The organism is Gordonia neofelifaecis NRRL B-59395 (genome assembly GCF_000192435.1).
GTDB lineage: Bacteria > Actinomycetota > Actinomycetes > Mycobacteriales > Mycobacteriaceae > Gordonia > Gordonia neofelifaecis.
The window spans coordinates 22,435-39,401 of sequence record NZ_AEUD01000023.1 but is presented as its reverse complement, the minus strand read 5'-3'; the positions used below and the strand labels follow the sequence as shown (position 1 = coordinate 39,401).

16 protein-coding genes are annotated in these 16,967 nt (G+C 69.3%); 9 read left to right on the top strand and 7 right to left on the bottom strand.

Annotated features, from left to right (window positions below):
- Positions 1-492 precede the first annotated feature (492 nt).
- Entirely contained in the window at positions 493-1,641 is a 1,149-nt protein-coding gene (locus SCNU_RS18705) for a low temperature requirement protein A (RefSeq protein WP_009680985.1), read from the top strand.
- Positions 1,642-1,648: 7 nt separating this feature from the next.
- Here the strand turns inward: SCNU_RS18705 and SCNU_RS18700 are convergent, their stop codons facing one another.
- Complete coding sequence (locus SCNU_RS18700; RefSeq protein WP_009680984.1) at positions 1,649-3,160, bottom strand: NAD-dependent succinate-semialdehyde dehydrogenase; 1,512 nt, start codon at positions 3,158-3,160, stop codon at positions 1,649-1,651.
- Between the two features lie 78 nt (positions 3,161-3,238).
- On the opposite strand from SCNU_RS18700, the gene nucS reads away from it, so the two are divergent.
- Positions 3,239-3,925 carry an endonuclease NucS gene (nucS, locus tag SCNU_RS18695; RefSeq protein ID WP_009680983.1) on the top strand — a complete coding sequence of 229 codons (687 nt, stop codon included), beginning with the start codon at positions 3,239-3,241 and terminating at the stop codon, positions 3,923-3,925.
- 19 nt (positions 3,926-3,944) lie between these two features.
- On the opposite strand, the gene SCNU_RS18690 is transcribed toward nucS, so the two are convergent.
- Positions 3,945-4,895, bottom strand: a complete 951-nt coding sequence (locus SCNU_RS18690) for a DivIVA domain-containing protein (RefSeq protein WP_040518899.1) — start codon at positions 4,893-4,895, stop codon at positions 3,945-3,947.
- A 129-nt stretch (positions 4,896-5,024) separates the two neighbouring features.
- Entirely contained in the window at positions 5,025-5,510 is a 486-nt protein-coding gene (mce, locus tag SCNU_RS18685; protein ID WP_040518898.1) for a methylmalonyl-CoA epimerase, read from the bottom strand.
- A 116-nt stretch (positions 5,511-5,626) separates the two neighbouring features.
- Between mce and SCNU_RS18680 the strand changes: the two genes are divergently transcribed.
- From SCNU_RS18680 to SCNU_RS18665, 4 genes are all read left to right on the top strand, one after another.
- The gene (locus tag SCNU_RS18680) at positions 5,627-6,820 is read left to right on the top strand and encodes an acetyl-CoA C-acetyltransferase (RefSeq protein ID WP_040518897.1); all 1,194 of its coding nucleotides are present in this window, start codon (positions 5,627-5,629) and stop codon (positions 6,818-6,820) included.
- 5 nt (positions 6,821-6,825) lie between these two features.
- Positions 6,826-7,191, top strand: coding sequence for a DUF3817 domain-containing protein (locus SCNU_RS18675; protein WP_050792872.1), 366 nt, complete (start codon positions 6,826-6,828; stop codon positions 7,189-7,191).
- Between the two features lie 44 nt (positions 7,192-7,235).
- Positions 7,236-8,156: a tetratricopeptide repeat protein gene (locus SCNU_RS18670; protein ID WP_009680978.1), complete on the top strand. Its 921-nt coding sequence runs from the start codon at positions 7,236-7,238 to the stop codon at positions 8,154-8,156.
- Between the two features lie 112 nt (positions 8,157-8,268).
- On the top strand, positions 8,269-9,063 hold the full coding sequence (locus tag SCNU_RS18665) for an acetoin reductase (RefSeq protein ID WP_009680977.1): 795 nt from the start codon (positions 8,269-8,271) through the stop codon (positions 9,061-9,063).
- Positions 9,064-9,098: 35 nt separating this feature from the next.
- Here SCNU_RS18665 and glgB read toward each other — a convergent pair whose 3' ends face one another.
- From glgB to SCNU_RS18645, 4 genes are read right to left on the bottom strand one after another with little or no spacing between them, the layout of a single operon-like run.
- Entirely contained in the window at positions 9,099-10,931 is a 1,833-nt protein-coding gene (gene glgB / locus SCNU_RS18660) for a 1,4-alpha-glucan branching protein GlgB (protein WP_009680976.1), read from the bottom strand.
- Entirely contained in the window at positions 10,928-12,937 is a 2,010-nt protein-coding gene (locus SCNU_RS18655) for an ATP-dependent DNA helicase (protein WP_009680975.1), read from the bottom strand. Before SCNU_RS18655 ends, glgB begins: the two co-directional genes overlap by 4 nt.
- Positions 12,934-13,551, bottom strand: coding sequence for an isochorismatase family protein (locus SCNU_RS18650; protein WP_009680974.1), 618 nt, complete (start codon positions 13,549-13,551; stop codon positions 12,934-12,936). Before SCNU_RS18650 ends, SCNU_RS18655 begins: the two co-directional genes overlap by 4 nt.
- Complete coding sequence (locus SCNU_RS18645; protein WP_175284132.1) at positions 13,548-14,891, bottom strand: nicotinate phosphoribosyltransferase; 1,344 nt, start codon at positions 14,889-14,891, stop codon at positions 13,548-13,550. The genes SCNU_RS18650 and SCNU_RS18645 overlap by 4 nt, the downstream gene beginning before the upstream one ends.
- Between SCNU_RS18645 and clpS the strand changes: the two genes are divergently transcribed.
- The 3 genes from clpS to SCNU_RS18630 are packed head-to-tail and all read left to right on the top strand — an operon-like array spanning position 14,890 to position 16,933.
- Positions 14,890-15,192, top strand: coding sequence for an ATP-dependent Clp protease adapter ClpS (gene clpS / locus SCNU_RS18640; protein ID WP_175284131.1), 303 nt, complete (start codon positions 14,890-14,892; stop codon positions 15,190-15,192). The genes SCNU_RS18645 and clpS overlap by 2 nt on opposite strands.
- Positions 15,192-15,836 (top strand): oxidative stress transcriptional regulator AosR, encoded by a 645-nt coding sequence (gene aosR / locus SCNU_RS18635; RefSeq protein ID WP_009680971.1) that lies wholly within the window; start codon positions 15,192-15,194, stop codon positions 15,834-15,836. Before clpS ends, aosR begins: the two co-directional genes overlap by 1 nt.
- Positions 15,830-16,933, top strand: coding sequence for a P1 family peptidase (locus tag SCNU_RS18630; protein ID WP_009680970.1), 1,104 nt, complete (start codon positions 15,830-15,832; stop codon positions 16,931-16,933). The genes aosR and SCNU_RS18630 overlap by 7 nt, the downstream gene beginning before the upstream one ends.
- Positions 16,934-16,967: the final 34 nt, after the last annotated feature.

The window sequence follows — 16,967 nt, the reverse complement described above, 5'->3', positions numbered from 1 at the left end:
CACTGTAATGGGTGTGGGAGAGTAGGTCACCGCCGAACACAACTTTGGGGAGTCCCCGACCGGTTTTCCGGTCGGGGACTTTCCGCATTGACGGGTTGTTTGGGGTGGGGGTCTCGATACGCTTCCTCGCTCCGCTCGGAAGCTGACTCGACCACCCTGACAGTGATCGAGCCGGCCGCCCTTCGTAGGTTGAGCGGCCCTCCCTTCCGTTGGTTGAGCGAGCGCCCCCTCCGTTGGTTGAGCGAGCGCAGCGAGTCGAAACCACCGCGAGAATACGCTGGGAGTGAGTTCCGGCGTATTGGTGCGGGTGGTTTCGACTCGCTCCGCTCGCTCAACCAACGGAGGGGGCGCTCGCTCCATCAACGAAGGCCGCACGCTCAACGAACGAAGACCGCTCGCTCAACCAACGAGGGGCGGCCGCGCATCCAACGAAGACACACACTCAACCGACGGGGGGAGTCCGACCGCTCGGCTGCGGGTACGCTTCATCGAATGACGGAGGAAGCCGGTGCGGAGGAACTCGGCGGGCAGTCGAGCGCGTCGACTCTGGAGCTCTTCTTCGACCTCGTGTTCGTCTTCACGATCACCCAGCTGACGCATGCATTCAGCATCGATCCGACATGGGGTGTGGCCGGCGAGGTCGCGCTCATCTTCAGCATCACGTGGTGGATGTACAGCGGGTTCATGTGGCTGACGAACGAGGTGGCGCCGTCGACCACTGGGCGCAGGACGTTGCTTCTGATCGGGATGTTCGGGTTCTTCGCCATCGCCCTCGCGGTGCCCGACGCGGTGAGCGGCAGGGGACTTGTGTTCGGGTGGGCGTTCCTCGGTGTGACGTTGCTGCACGCGGTCATGTTTCGAGTGGCGGGCGGGGAGTCGTCGTCGCGGGCGATTCTTCGGATCCTGCCGGTGAACCTCGGCGCGGCGATCCTGGTGCTGATCGGCGGCTACGTCCACGGGGCCGCGGCCTACGTGTGGTGGGGAGCGGCAGTGGCGGTCCTCCTTCTGCTTCCCGCCATGAGCTCGGCCGACACCGGATTCATCGTCCGACCGTCGCACTACTGTGAGCGCTTCGGGGGCGTGCTGATCATCGCGATCGGCGAATCGATTGTCGGCGTGGGTGCAGGGCTCACGGGGCTGTCGATGGATGCGAGGTTCTTCTTCGAGATCGGACTCGGGCTGAGCATCTGCTACGTGATGTGGTGGGCGTTCTTCGGGACCGACGACGAGCACGGACAGCTGGCACTCGAACGACTGCCGGTGGCGAGCCGGAATCGACCGGCTCTCGTGGCCTACGGGTACGGTGCGGTGCCGATGCTGCTCGGCATCGTTTTCACGGCGGCGGGGCTGGGTATGACCATCGCCCGTGCGGGCGACGAAGCGACCTGGGCGCAGGCCACCGCGTTGTCCGGCGGCGTCGCCCTGTACATGCTGGGGCAGACGGTGTTCCGGTCGGCGCTCGGACTACCTCGGCCCTGGATGCGGTTGCTGGCCGCCGCGGTGGCGCTGGCCACCATCCCGATCGGGGTCGTCAGCGATGTGTGGCTGCAGATGGTCGGCATCCTGGTGTTCGTCTACGCCACGATCATCGCCGACGATCTGTTGACGTTCCGATCCGGTGAGCACGGATCGTATTACTGAGGCGGGATCAGGGCGTGTCCGGCGTCGGAATCGGAGGCAGAGCCACGTACTTGGTATTCAGGTATTCCTGAATGCCCTCGGAGCCGCCTTCGGAACCGAGCCCCGACTGCTTGATCCCGCCGAACGGGGCAGCCGGATCGGAGATGACGCCCCGGTTCACGCCGACCATTCCGGCTTGAATCCGGCGGGAGACGCGCTGCACTCGCGCGAGATCGGTGGAGTAGAAGTACGACGCGAGACCGAACTCGGTGCCGTTGGCGAGGGCGATCGCCTCGTCTTCGGTGTCGAATCCAGTGATCGCCGCGACGGGCCCGAAGATCTCCTCTCGGAGGATGGCGGCGCCGGCAGGGATCTGATCGAGGACAGTGGGCTGATAGAAGAAGCCGGGCCCCGGCAGGATACTGCCGCCGGTGTGGAGCACAGCGCCGTCGGACGCGGCGTCGTCCACGAGATCAGCGATCCGCTCGCGCTGCCGCGCATTGATGATGGGTCCGAGCAGAGATCCAGGCTCCCAGCCGGGGCCGACCTCGGTGGCCGCGATCCGTTCGGTGAGCTTCGCGGTGAACTCCTCGCGCACGGAGTTCTGGACCAGAATCCGGTTGGCCGCAGTGCAGGCCTCACCGCCGTTGCGCATCTTCGCGGCTATCGCGCCGTCGACAGCGGCGTCGAGGTCGGCGTCGTCGAAGACGATGAACGGAGCGTTGCCGCCCAACTCCATCGATGTCCGGAGGACGTGACCGGCGGCCTGCTCGAGCAGCTTGCGGCCCACCTGCGTGGACCCGGTGAAGGAGACCTTTCGCAGCCGTTCGTCGGCCATCACCGCGGCGACCACTTCGGGTGCTCGCATGGTGGGGATGACGGACAGGACACCGGGCGGGAGTCCGGCCTCGCTCATCACTTTCGCGAGAAGGAGAGTGGTGAGAGGCGTGTCCTCCGACGGTTTGACCACCATGGTGCAGCCGGCCGCGAGCGCCGGACCGATCTTTCGCGTCCCCATCGCCAGGGGAAAGTTCCACGGAGTCACGGCCAGACAGATCCCGACCGGTTCCTTGGTCACCACGATCTCGCCGTTCCCCGACGGCGCGGTGGTCACGCGCCCGTTGATCCGGGCGGCCTCCTCGGAGAACCATCGGAAGAACTCGGCACCATAGGCGACTTCGCCTCGGCTCTCGTCGAGCGTCTTGCCCATCTCGAGGGTCATCAGCAGAGCGAAGTCCTCGCGGCGTCGGGTGATCGTCTCGAACGAGGCCCGTAGGATCTCGCCGCGTGTCCTCGGCGGAGTCGCAGCCCACTCGTCGGCGGCGGCTGCCGCGGCGTCGACGGCGGCGACGGCGTCGTCGACGGTGGCGTTCGCAACGGTGGCCAGCGAACCGCCGGTCGCCGGGTTCAGCACGTCGAAGGTGGATCCGTCGGACGACGGGCACGGACCGGAGCCGATCCAGAGGCCGGTGGGGACTTCTCGCAGCAGGTCTGCTGCGGCGTCGGGGAGTCGAATCGCGGTGCCACTGCTCTCGCTCATGGTTCCCCAGGGTAGCGCTGCGACATGCGTGCTGCGGCGGACCCGGAGCTGTCGGGGGCCTCCACTACACTCTGCGATGTGCGTCTTGTGATTGCCGATTGCCAGGTCGACTACGTCGGTCGCCTCACCGCTCATCTGCCGATGTCGAAGCGGCTGATCCTCATCAAGTCGGATGGGTCCGTGAGCATCCACGCGGACGACCGCGCCTACAAACCGCTCAACTGGATGAGCCCGCCGTGCTGGCTCGTCGAAGAGCCGCCGGCCGAGGGAACCGACGGGATCGACGCGGTCTGGGTGGTCGAGAACAAGGCAGGCGAACAACTGCGGATCAGCATCGCCGAGTTCCATCACGACTCGAGCCACGAGTTCGGACTCGACCCCGGTCTGGTGAAGGACGGCGTCGAAGCCCATCTTCAGGAGCTGCTGGCCGAGCACATCGAGACGCTCGGGCCCGGCTACACCCTCATCCGGAGGGAGTACATGACGGCGATCGGGCCCGTCGACATCCTCTGCCGTGACGCCGACGGACACACCGTCGCCGTGGAGATCAAGCGTCGCGGCGAGATCGACGGTGTGGAACAGCTGACGCGCTACCTCGACCTGTTGAACCGTGACGCGACGATCGCCCCGGTCAGCGGCGTGTTCGCCGCCCAAGCGATCAAGCCGCAGGCGAAGACCCTCGCGAACGACCGCGGAATCCGTTGCGTCACCCTGGATTACGACAAACTGCGCGGCACGGAGAACAACGAGTTCAAGCTGTTCTGAGCTCCCGCTCGCCGATCGATCAGGCGGTGACCTGATCGCCCTTCTTGGCCTCGTCGCGGGGCCCGTGGCCGTAGCGGTCGTTCTCGAACTCCTCGTCGTACTCATCGTCGACCGCGCCGAGGACGTCCGTCTTCTCGGCGGGCGTCGCAGCGTCCGACGCCGAGAACTTGTCGCGGCCCAGCAGCGTGCGATTGAGCAGCTCCAGATCGTCGGTCTCGGTCAGCGAGACCAGATCGCGCTCCTCCTCCGACAGCGCCAGCGCGTCGGGCAGGTTGGTGATGTGCTCACGCAGCGCGTCGAGGTGATCGAGGATCTGACGGTGGGCGTCGTGGGCGGACTCGGCGAGATCGCGTGACCGGGCCAGCCGCGTCATCGAGATGTTGTGGGCGGCCCCGCGCAGCCGCGCCGCGTCCGCCTCTGCAGCCGCGATGATCTCCTGCGCACGCTTGCGCGCGTCCTCCTGCTCCTTCTTCGACTCCTCCGCACGCTTCTGGGCGGCCTCGTCGATCTCCGCGGCGCGCTTCTCGGCGTCGGTGATGATGGAGTCTGCGTGCTCCTGTGCGAGCTCCTTGGTGCGGGTGGCTGCCGCGGCGGCCGAGGCACGGATGTCGTCGGCCTCCTGGCGGGCGACGGACACCGTCTCGTCGGCCTCGTCGCGCGCGTTCGCCCGGACCTCGCTGGCCTCGTCGGTGGCGAGCTGCAGCATCCGCGAGACCCGGTCGGTCATCCCCGCGACGGTCGTCGGCGGCACCGAGAGGGTGTTCACCTCGTCCTGGAGGTCCCGGATGCGGTGGCGCGCCTCGTCGAGGTGACCCTGCAACTCGTCGGAATTGGCATGAGCGGCGTCACGATCGGCGGCCATCATGCGCAATTCGGCATCGAGCCGTCGCAGGTGGTCGGTGACCTGATCGCGGTCGTATCCGCGCATCACGATGGGGAAGGGGCTCTGACGATGTCCAGGGGCTGACATGTAGCCAGTCTATGGCCGACCAGCGCCCGATTTCAGCATCGCCGGCGGGGTGTCTGAGACCGATTTGATAACAGCGGGCGGCCGGCGACGCAGCCGACCGCCCGTGCGGTGATCCGGGTATGCAGAGATTCAGTGAGAGGCGGCCGGTTCGACGAGCTCGAGGAGGACGCCGCCCGCGTCCTTGGGGTGGACGAAGTTGATCCGCGAGTCGGCGGTGCCGCGCTTGGGTGCGGGGTACAGGAGACGTACGCCTGCGGAGGTCAGACGCTTGGCGACCTCGTCGAGATCGGTGACGCGCACGGCCATCTGCTGCATGCCCGGGCCGTTGCGGTCGAGGAACTTCGCGATGGTCGACTCCTCGTTCAGCGGAGTGAGGAGCTGGATCATCGTGTCGCCGCCCTCGGGACCGATCATCGCCTCGCGGACGCGCTGCTCCTCGTTCACCTCCTCGTGCTGATTCACGAATCCGAAGTTGTCGAGCCACCACGCGGCGGCGACGTCGAGATCGGGGACCGCCAGACCCACGTGGTCGATGGCGGTCACGAGGTCGCCGATCGAGGTCAGGGCGCTGTCGGTGGTGGCGCTTGTCACGTCGTTCGATGGGGAGTCAGTCATGCCATAACGGTAGCGTTGTAGTAGACGGGGGTCGCATCGCGGCCACCCGAGCACGACAGCAGCGACGGCGCGGGCCGCCGTGATCAAACCGCTGCCCCATGCCAAGGAGCTGATACATGTCCGACAACACCACAGTGATCGTTTCCGGTGCCCGCACCGCGCAGGGCCGGCTGATGGGCTCGCTGAAGAACTTCTCCGCTGTCGATCTCGGCGCGATCGCCATCAAGGGAGCGCTCGACCGCGGCGGCGTGGATCCGGCTCAGGTCGACTACGTGATCATGGGGCAGGTGCTGACCGCCGGTGCCGGGCAGATGCCCGCTCGCCAGGCCTCGGTCAAGGCCGGCATCGGCTGGGACGTTCCGGCACTGTCGATCAACAAGATGTGCCTGTCGGGCATCGATGCGATCGCGCTGGCCGACCAGCTGATCCGCGCCGGTGAGTTCGACTGCGTGGTCGCCGGCGGTCAGGAGTCGATGACCCAGGCTCCGCACGTGCTGCCGGGCAGCCGCGGCGGCTTCAAGTACGGCAACACCGAGCTCGTCGACCACATGGCGTTCGACGGTCTGCACGATGCGTTCACCGATCAGCCGATGGGCGCACTGACCGAGCAGGGCAACGACACCGACGGCTTCACCCGTGAAGAGCAGGACGCGTTCGCCGCGCGCAGCCACCGGCTGGCCGCCGAGGCCGCAGCCAAGGGCCTCTTCGACGACGAGATCGTCCCGGTCGAGATCCCGCAGCGCAAGGGCGACCCGATCCAGTTCACGGCCGACGAGGGCGTCCGCGCGGACACCACGGTCGAGACGCTGTCGGGTCTGCGTCCGGCGTTCCGCAAGGGCGGCACGATCACCGCGGGCAACTCCTCGCAGATCTCCGACGGCGCCGCGGCCGTCGTGGTGATGAGCAAGGCGAAGGCCGAGGAGCTCGGTCTGACGTGGCTCGCCGAGATCGGCGCCCACGGCGTCGTCGCCGGCCCCGACTCGTCGCTGCAGATGCAGCCTGCGAACGCCATCACCAAGGCCTGCGAGCGCGAGGGCATCACGCCCGCCGACCTCGACCTCCTGGAGATCAACGAGGCCTTCTCGGCCGTCGGTCTGGCCTCCACCCGCGCGCTCGGCGTGGACCCGGAGAAGGTGAACGTGAACGGCGGCGGCATCGCGCTCGGTCACCCGATCGGCACCTCGGGCGCTCGCATCACCCTGCACCTCGTGTTCGAGCTGGTCCGCCGCGGCGGTGGTGTCGGTGTCGCCGCGCTGTGCGGCGCGGGCGGCCAGGGCGACGCCCTCATCGTGCGCGTCCCGAAGGCGTGATCGGCGTGAAGGACTTCTTCGACGTCTCGACCCCGGCCAAGCGTTTTCGGCTGATCGCCGTCATCGAGGCGATCACGTGGGGTCTGCTGCTGATCGGCATGGCCGTGAAGTACGGTGCGGGCATCGACTCCGCGACCATGATCCCGGGTTCGCTGCACGGCGCGGCATTCGTCATCTACCTCATCGTCACGCTGCTGACCGCACGTGCGCTGAAGTGGAACTTCAAGGTGCTGGTGCTGGCGCTCCTGGCCTCGATTCCGCCGTTCTTCACCCTGTGGTTCGAGAGCTGGGCGAAGAAGAACGGGCATCTCGGCGAACTGTCCGACTCGGAGTTCGCCGTGCATGAGGATCGTGACACACTGAACGTGTGACCGGACCTTCCCGACGCCAGGAACAGGCGAATGCCGCCATTGCGATGGCGGGCGCAGTAGATCTGTCAGTTCTCAAGGCCACTGCAGAGGGTCGACACGCGCCGCGAGGACCTACGCGGGCTCGGCCCGCTCCTGAGTCTCGTCCGGATGCCGGCCAGGCCGGTGCGCCGACTGGATCGGCCGTCATCGACGTCGACGAACTCAGCTTCGAGACGGAGATCGTCGAACGGTCGACCCGGCAGTTGGTGGTCGTCGACCTGTGGGCCGCGTGGGCCGAGCCGAGCAGGCAGCTCTCGCCGACACTGGCGAGTCTCGCGGAGGCGTCGGGCGGTCGCTGGGTACTCGCACGCGTGGACGTCGACGCGAATCCGCGGATCGCACAGGCCTTCGGCGCCCAGTCGGTCCCGACGGTGGTGGCACTCGTGGCGGGGCGTCCGGTGGCGATGTTCGAAGGAGCGCAGCCGGCCGATCAGATCCAGGGCTGGATCGATGAGATCTTCGCGAAGGCCGGGCACCTGTTGCCCGAGCTCGCCGACGAGGGCGGCGCGCCCGAGCCCGAGCAGGACCCGCGCATGGCGGCGGCCGAGGAACTGATGAACTCGGGCGACATGGACGGGGCGCTGGACGCGTACCGGGCGATCGCCCAGCTGGAGCCGAACAACGTCGAAGCGGCGTCGGTGGTGCGGAACCTCGAGTTCGTGACTCGAGCTCAGGCGCACGATCCGGACGTCGTCAATGACGCCGCACCGGGCGACGTCGACGCTCAGCTCGCCGCGGCCGACGTGCTCCTGCTCGGCCAGCGGCCGGAAGCCGCGTTCGATCGGCTCATCGACCTGATCAAGGTCACCCGCGACGATGATCGCGGTCGGGCCCGTGCCCGTCTGCTCGAGCTCTTCGACCTCTTCGACCCGGCCGAGCCGTTCGTGGTCGCCGCACGGCGGAAGCTGGCGACCGCGCTGTACTGATCTGCGCGACGGGATTGCAACCCGCTGCAACCCTGTCGGGCGCTGAACTCCGGATCCACACTGAGTCGAAGCGATCCTCGTCGGGAGGGGCGCCAGTGGATCTGGAGGAGACATGGAGCAGACCCGAGTAGCTCTCGTGACCGGCGCCGGGCGCGGAATCGGCGCGGGAATCGCGCGACGCCTCGCGGCTGACGGCTTCGATCTGGCCCTCGTCGACCTGACCGAGGAGTCCGTCGCCGACACCGCCGCGGATGTCCGCGCGGTCGGCCGGAACGCGATCACGATCGCCGCCGACGTCTCCGACCGGGACGCCGTGTTCGCGGCGACCGGTCGTGCGCTCGGCGAACTCGGCCGGCTCGACGTCGTCGTGAACAACGCGGGCATCGCGATGGTCGGTCAGGTGACCGATGCGACGCCGGAGGCGCTGGACCGGCTCTGGAGGATCAACGTCAACGGCGTCGTCTGGGGCATCCAGGCGGCGGCCGATGCGTTCCGCAGGCAGGCGGCCGGCAGCGACGAGCCTCTCGTCCGGAAGATCATCAATGCGTCGTCGATCGCCGGTCACGACGGCTTCCCAATGCTCGGTCCGTACAGCGCCACGAAGTTCGCGGTCCGGGGCCTGACGCAGGCGGCTGCGCGCGAACTCGCCGCCGACCAGATCACCGTCAACGCCTACTGCCCGGGCGTCGTCGGCACCGACATGTGGGTCGAGATCGACCAGGCGTTCGCGGATCTGACCGGCGCCGCAGTCGGCGAAACCTACGACAAGTTCGTCGGCGGCATTGCGCTCGGCCGGGCGCAGACGCCTGAGGACGTCGCGGCCTACGTCTCGTACCTGGCGAGCCCGGACTCCGATTACATGACCGGACAGGCTGGGCTGATCGACGGCGGGCTGGTGTTCCGCTGAGTTGCGAGCGGCGGCTGTAGGCCGACCGGGACGGCCTACGCCTCCGGCGTGAAGAACACCGCAGCCGACGCAGGCAGCGTGATGGTGGCACTGTAGGGACGGCCGTGACTCGGCTCGTCGACGGCGACGATGCGGCCGAGGTTGCCGACGCCGTGACCGCCGTATTCGCGGGCGGCGGTGTTGAGGATCTCGAGCCACGGGCCGGCGGCGGGAAAGCCGAGGCGATAGCCGTAGAGGTCACGGTCGGAGAAGTTGAACACGCAGGCCACGGGGGCCGCGCCGTCGGCGAGCCGCAGGAAGCCGATCACGGTGTTGCGGACATCGCGCGCGTCGAGCCAGGCGAAGCCGCGCGCGTCGCCGTCGAGTCGGTGGAATGCGGGAAGGTCGGCGTGCAGTCGGGCGAGATCGGTCGCGGCCAGCGCGATCCCGCGGTGCATCGGGGCGTCGGGGCACCCGTCGTCGAGCAGCCCCCAGTCGAGCTCGCGGTCGTCGGCCCATTCGCGGACCTGTCCGAACTCCTGTCCCATGAACAGCAGCTTCTTGCCCGGATGCGCCCACTGGAAGGCGAGCGTGAGCCGGACGCCCGCCGCCCGATCGCCCGAGTCGGGGATGCGAGTGAGCAGCGTGCCCTTGCCGTGCACCACCTCGTCGTGACTGATGGGGAGCACGTAGTGTTCGGCCGTCGCGTGAGTCAGCGAGAACGCGACGTGCTCTTGGACTTCCGCGCGGTACTCGGGCGGCCGGGACACGTACGACAGCAGGTCGTGCATCCAGCCCAGGTTCCACTTGAAGTCGAAGCCGAGACCACCGTGGTCGGTGGCGGCTGTGACACCTGGCCAGGCGGTGGACTCCTCGGCGATCATCAGGGTCCCGGGGCACGCGGTGTGGACGGCGTCGTTGAGACGTCGCAGGAACTCGACCGCCTCGTCGTTCTCATTGGTGCCGCGCGCGTTGGGCCGCCACTGGCCCTCGCCACGCGAGTAGTCGAGATACAGCATGGAGGCGACGGCGTCCACGCGCAGTCCGTCGAGATGGAACTCGGTGCACCAGTAGACGGCCGCGGCCAGGAGGAAGTCCCTGACCTCCGACCGCCCGAGGTTGAACGCGTAGGTGCCCCAGTCGGGCTGCTCGCGCCGCAGTGGATCGGCGTGCTCGTACAGCGGTGTGCCGTCGAACTCCCCGAGGGCGAACGGGTCCTTCGGGAAGTGGGCGGGCACCCAGTCGAGCAGAACGGCGATTCCGCATGCGTGGAGATGGTCGACGAAGAACCGGAAGTCGTCGGCGGTGCCCCAACGGCTCGACGGCGCGAAATACGAACCCACCTGGTATCCCCACGACCCGCCGTAGGGATGCTCGGTGACCGGCATCAGCTGGACGTGGGTGAAGCCGTGATCGACGGCGTACTGAGCCAGCTCGACGGCGGCCTCGCGGTAGCCGAGCCCGGCGCGCCAGGATCCGAGATGCACTTCGTAGATCGACATGGGCTCCGCGCGGGGCCGTCGATCCGGACGGTCGGCGACCCAGTCCGCGTCGGTCCACTCGAAGGTCGATTCGCCCACGATCACCGATGCGGTCTCGGGCGGGAGTTGGGCGGCGCGGGCGAGCGGGTCGGCCTTGTCACGGATCAGTCCGTCGGCGCCGACGATCCGGTACTTGTACGACATCCCCGGTCGCGCGGCCTCGACGCACGCGGTCCAGACGCCGTCCGGTCCGCGGTCCATCGGGTGATCGGCCGCGGCCCAGTCGTCGAAGTCGCCGAAGACGGTGACCGCACGAGCATTGGGTGCCCAGACCCGGAACGACGTGCCGGACGGTCCCGGATGTGCGCCCAGCCGTCGCCACAGGGGAGCGGTGTCCGGATCGCTCACTTGACGGCAGCGGTGGTGAGACGTGACAGCGCGGCCCGCACGGCCTTCGGATCGGTGGTCCGCCAGAACGGCGGCAGTCCGGCGAGCAGGTAGCCCGCGTATCGTGCGGTGGCCAGGCGGGAGTCGAGGACGGCGACCACACCGCGGTCGTCGGTGGCCCGGAGCAGTCGGCCGGCGCCCTGGGCCAGCAGGAGCGCCGCGTGGTTGGCCGAGACGGTGAGGAAGCCGTTGCCGCCGCGGGCGTCCACGTCGCGCTGCCGTGCCGACAGCAGGGGATCGTCGGGCCGGGGGAACGGGATCCGGTCGATCATCACCAACCGCAGGGACGGTCCGGGGACGTCGACGCCCTGCCACAGCGACAAGGTGCCGAAGAGGCAGGTCGCCTCATCGGCCGCGAACTTCTCGATGAGGGTCGAGGTCGCATCGTCGCCCTGGCACAGGATCGGGAATCCGACGCGGTCGCGCAGCTTCTCCGTCGCCTCCTTCGCGGCGCGCATCGACGAGAACAGGCCGAGCGTGCGACCGCCCGCGGCGTTCATCAGGTCGACCATCTCGTCGAGGGTGGACTCGGCGATGCCGTCACGCCCGGGGGCTCGCAGGTGCTTGCCGACGTAGAGGATCGCCGAGCGCGGGTAGTCGAACGGGCTGCCGGCGTCCATGCCGCGCCAGCCCGCTGCTTCGACGTCCTTCCCGCCGTGCGCGGGCAGTCCCCAGGTGCGTGCGAGCGCGTCGAAGTTGCCGCCGATGGTCAGCGTCGCCGAGGTCAGGATCACGGTCGAATCGGTGAACAGCGAGGTTCGCAGAAGGCCGGCCACCGACAGCGGTGCGATGCGCAGCGTCCTGCGGACGGTGCTGCGGACCCGGTCGGCCGACAGCCAGACCACGTCGTGCCGCTTAGTGATGTCGGCCTCGCCGAAGACGGTGAGGACGCGGACCACGGAGTCGTGCAGTGAGTCGGCGGCCGACAGCGCCATCTGCCGTGCGGCGGCGGCCTCCGGGTCCGAGCCCGACCCCGAGGACGCACTGGGCGCCGGGCCGACGGCCGAACGCGCGTTCCACAGGCGGTCGCGCAGCGAGGCGAGGATCTCCGGGGCGCCGGACGGCAGTCGGGTCCACTCGCCCACGGGGCAGTCCTCAAGCAGCAGCTCGAGCTGCTCGCCCGCACCGACCAGCGCGTCGGCGGTGTCGTCGTCGATCAACTTGCCGAGTCGTCGCGCGACCTGCGAGACGCCGGCCGCCGAGATCTCCTCCGTGGTCACCGAGGTGATCCGGTCCACGAGTTCATGCGCCTCGTCGATCACGACGACGCGATGCTCGGGCAGGATCGTGGCCGGGCTCATCGCATCGATCGCGAGCATGGCGTGGTTCGTGACGACGATGTCGGAGGCGCCGGCCTTCTTTCGCGCCAGTTCGGCGAAGCAGTCCTCGCCGTACGGGCAGTTCGCCGCGCCGAGGCATTCGCGCGACGAGACGCTGACCTGGCGCCACGACTGATCGCTGACGCCGGGGGAGAGGTCGTCGCGGTCGCCGGTCTCGGTGTCCGAGGTCCACTCGCGCAGCCGCGTCACCTCCCGGCCCATCCGCGACAGGTCGAAGGCGTCGAACAACTCGGCGTTCGGATCCTCGTCGGCGACGCCGGAATGGATCTTGTTCAGGCACAGGTAGTTGGCGCGCCCCTTGAGGATCGCGAACGACGGCTCGCGCCCGAGCGGCTCCTTCAGTGCCCCGGCCAGTCGGGGGAGGTCGCGTTCGGTGAGCTGGCGCTGCAGCGCGATGGTGGCGGTCGAGACGACGACGGTCTCGTTGGCGTCGACGGCGTGCCGCACCGACGGGATCAGATATGCGAGGGACTTGCCGGTGCCGGTGCCCGCCTGCACGGCGAGGTGGTGGTCGTTCTCGATCGCGTCGCCGACGGCCTCGGCCATCGCGAGCTGACCGTCCCGCCGCGCACCGCCGAGGGACTCGACGGCGACAGTGAGCAGTTCTGGAATGTCGGGGACGCTCACTCGGTCGCGCCGGCTTCGCGTGCGGCGCCGGTGTGGCTCAGGTGGCCGACGAGTTCGACCCCCGCGTCGCGTAGGACGTCGAACGCCGTCGCAGTGGTGGCCTCGGCGACCGCGGCCGTGTGATCGAGCAGGACGCGCGTCCGGAAGCCGGCGGCGGCCGCGTCGACCGCGGTCGCGCGCACGCAGTGATCGGTCGCGATGCCGACGACGTCGACGTCGGTCACCTCGCGGGCGGTGAGCCAGTCGCGCAGGCTCGTCCCGTCGGCGTCGCGGCCCTCGAAACCGGAGTAGGCGGCGGTGTACTCGCCCTTCGAGAAGACGGCCTGCAGCGGTGCGGTCGCGAGCGCGGGGTGGAAGTCGGCGCCCGCGGTGCCGACGACGCAGTGCGGCGGCCAGCTGTCGACGAAGTCGGGCCGGTCGGAGAAGTGCGCGCCGGGATCGACGTGAAAGTCGCGGGTCGCGACCACCAGCGGGTAGTCGTCGAACAGGCGGTTGACGCCGGCGGCGACGGCGGCTCCGCCGGCGACTGCGAGGGATCCGCCTTCGCAGAAGTCGTTCTGAACGTCGACGACGACCAGGGCGCGACTGCTCGGTGGACGGGCCTCGACGGTCATCGACTCTCCGGTTCGTTCAGGTAGCGGGTGGGGATCGCGGGATCGCCGTGACTGAGTCCGAGTCCCTCCCAGGGGAGGGTGACGAGCGCATGTGCGAGGTGCCCGCGCGACTCCTCCAGTGTAGGCGGGGCCGCCACCCGGACGCCGCCCCGGACCAGTGGGATCTGGAGGTCTCGGACGTCGAGCCCGTCGGTACCCGGAATGCGCACGTCGGCGGGGGCGTCGTCGCGCAGGATCACCTCTTCGACGATGGTGCCGGTGGCCCGGGCGACGCGGACGGCGCGCTTGCCGCCGCCGTGGCTCTCCTTGCGGCTGGACCGCTTCGCGACGGGTACGCCGTCGACCTCGACGAGCTTGTACACCATCCCGGCCGTCGGCGAGCCGCTGCCGGTGACCAGCGAGGTGCCCACGCCGTAGATGTCGACGGGTTCCGCGCGCAGCGACGCGATCGCGTACTCGTCGAGATCGCCGGAGACCACGATCTTGGTCTCGGTCGCCCCGAGATCGTCGAGCTGCTGTCGGACCTGGCGCGCGAGGACGCCGAGGTCGCCGGAGTCGATGCGGACGGCGCCGAGCGAGGTGCCCGCCACCTCGATCGCGTTCCGGACTCCGGTGGTGATGTCGTAGGTGTCGACCAGGAGGGTCGTGCCGACGCCGAGCGCGTCGATCTGTGCGGCGAACGCGGCCCGCTCGTCGCTGCCGTCGGCGTGTGCGAACGACAGGGTGAAGGCGTGCGCCGCCGTCCCCGCGCTGGGGACGCCGTAGGTGCGGGCGGCCTCCAGATTGCTGGTCGCGTCGACGCCCGCCAGGTAGGCGGCGCGAGCCGAGGCGACGGCGGCGCGCTCATGGGTCCGTCGCCCGCCCATCTCGATGATCGGCCGACCGGCGGCGGCGCTCACCATGCGCGCGGCCGCCGAGGCGATCGCGCTGTCGTGATTGAGGATCGACAGGATCACCGTCTCGAGGATCACCGCTTCGGCGAAGCCGCCGCGGACGGTCATGATCGGCGAACCGGGGAAGTACAGCTCGCCCTCGCGGTACCCGTCGATCTCGCCGGAGAACCGGTAGTCGGAGAGCCAGTCGAGCGTGTCCGCGTCGACCACTCCGCGCAGCGCGTCGATCTCCTCGGCCCCGAAACGGAAGCCGTCCAAGGCGTCGAGAACTCGGCCCGTGCCTGCGACGACGCCGTACCGACGACCGTCCGGAAGCCTGCGTGCGAAGACCTCGAACACACAGCTGCGCTGGGCCGTCCCGGCCTGCAGGGCAGCCGACAGCATGGTCAGCTCGTAATGATCGGTCAGCAGCGCGGTACTGGTCACCTTCGCTACCCTATTACTCATGGCGCGCGATGAGGCGACCCCAGGTACTGCCACCGGTACCGCGGTGGCAGAACCCGAGGTGACGCACGACCGCCCGTGGGTGACGTTGGTGTGGGACGACCCGGTGAACCTGATGAACTACGTCGCCTATGTGTTCCAGAAGGTGTTCGGCTACTCCGAGGAGAAGGCCAAGGCGTTGATGATGCAGGTGCACACCGAGGGGAAGGCGGTCGTCTCCAGTGGCGACCGCGTGAAGATGGAGGCCGACGTCCGCAAACTGCATGCGGCCGGTCTGTGGGCGACCATGCAGCACGACTCCTGATGCGGACCTGGCGGCGGATCGGTGCGGGCGACGACGTCCGCATCTGCTCGAACCTCGAGAACTACGAATGCCAACTGCTGGCGTCGATGGTCGAGTCGATCACCGAACTGCTGAACGAGCGGTCGGAGACCGCGCCGCGCGACGCGCTGTCGGAGCTGACGGGCATCGCCACCGGGCACAGCCGCGCGCCGGACGACGTCACCCTCGGCCGGCTGCTCCCGGACTTCCACCGGCCGGATCAGGAGCCGGAGATGGTGGCGGGCCCGATCGCGGCAGACCTCAACGGCGGTCTGCGCAGCGTCAACGAGCCGCAGATCATCGACGCCAAACTCGCGGCGGCCGGCGTCGTTCTCGACACCCTGCCCGGCGACGGCGGCGACGTCTCGCTCACCGAGGAGCAGGCCGACTGCTGGCTCACCGCACTGACCGACATCCGGTTGGCGCTCGGCGCGATGCTGGGCATCACCGACGAGCCGTCGAAGCTCCCGCCCGATCATCCGCACGCCGCCCACCAGGACGTCTACGACTGGCTGTCGGTAGTCCAGGGACTGCTGGTCGAGGCGCTGATGTCGGCGGAGTGGACGCAGCCCGAGGATCCGTCGCAGGGCGACCTGGGACAGGGGGACTGGGGCCCGCAGTGGTGAGCGTGCCGTCCGGATCGGTGTCGCGTCCGGGCAATCGGCTCAGCGATGTCGCGGGCGTCGCGGTGGGCCATTGGCATCGACTCGACGACGAGGTGGTCCTCGCGACGCCGACCGAGCCGGGACGCGGGTGGGCCACCGGCACGACCGTCGTGACGCTGCCGCGCGGCTCTGCGACGGCGGTCGACGTCCGCGGCGGCGGTCCGGGCACTCGAGAGACCGACCTGCTCGATCCGGTGAACACCGTGCGTGGCGCCGACGCGATCGTGCTGACCGGCGGCAGCGCCTACGGTCTGGCGGCGGCGGACGGCGTCATGCGCGGACTCGAGGAGGCCGGTGTCGGCCTGCCGATGGACCGCCAGGGCCACGTGGTCCCGATCGTGCCGGCCGCCGTGATCTTCGACCTCCCGGTGGGCCGCTGGGAGAACCGGCCGACCGCCGACTTCGGCGCACGGGCCCTGGCCGCCGCCCGCACGGACTTCGCGATCGGATCGGTCGGGGCCGGTGTCGGTGCCCGCGCCGGCGCGCTCAAAGGCGGCGTCGGCACCGCATCGGTCACCGTGCCGGAGGGCCCGGCGCGCGGGCTGACCGTCGGCGCGCTGGTGGTCGCGAATCCGGTCGGCGGGGTGATCGACCCGTCGACGGGGCTGCCGTGGGCGGCCGACGACCTGGACCTGCACCGTCTCCGGGCGCCGAAGCAGCTGGAGATCAAGCGGCTCGCCGAGCTCACCGCCAAGGGCACCGTCCTCAATACGACGATCGGTGTGGTCGCGACCGATGCGGCGCTGTCGGTCGCGAGCACACGGCGATTGGCGATGGCCGGCCACGACGGCCTGGCTCGCGCGGTCCGGCCGGCCCATTCGCCGCTCGACGGCGACACCCTGTTCGCCGTCGCGACGGGGGAGAAGGCCGCGGACCCGGACGCCGCCGTCGACGTGCCGCCCGGCATGGATCCGGACACGGCGATCGTCGCCGCGCTCGCCGAGGCGTCCGCGACGGTCGTGCAGCGCGCGATCGTGTCGGCGGTCGTGTCCGCGACCGGCGTCGCCGGGATCCCGGCGTATCGCGACGTCCTGTTCTCCGCCTTCGGCGACGCATGAGCGGCGGGATCGAGTCGCCGTCCGCCCCTCGCCT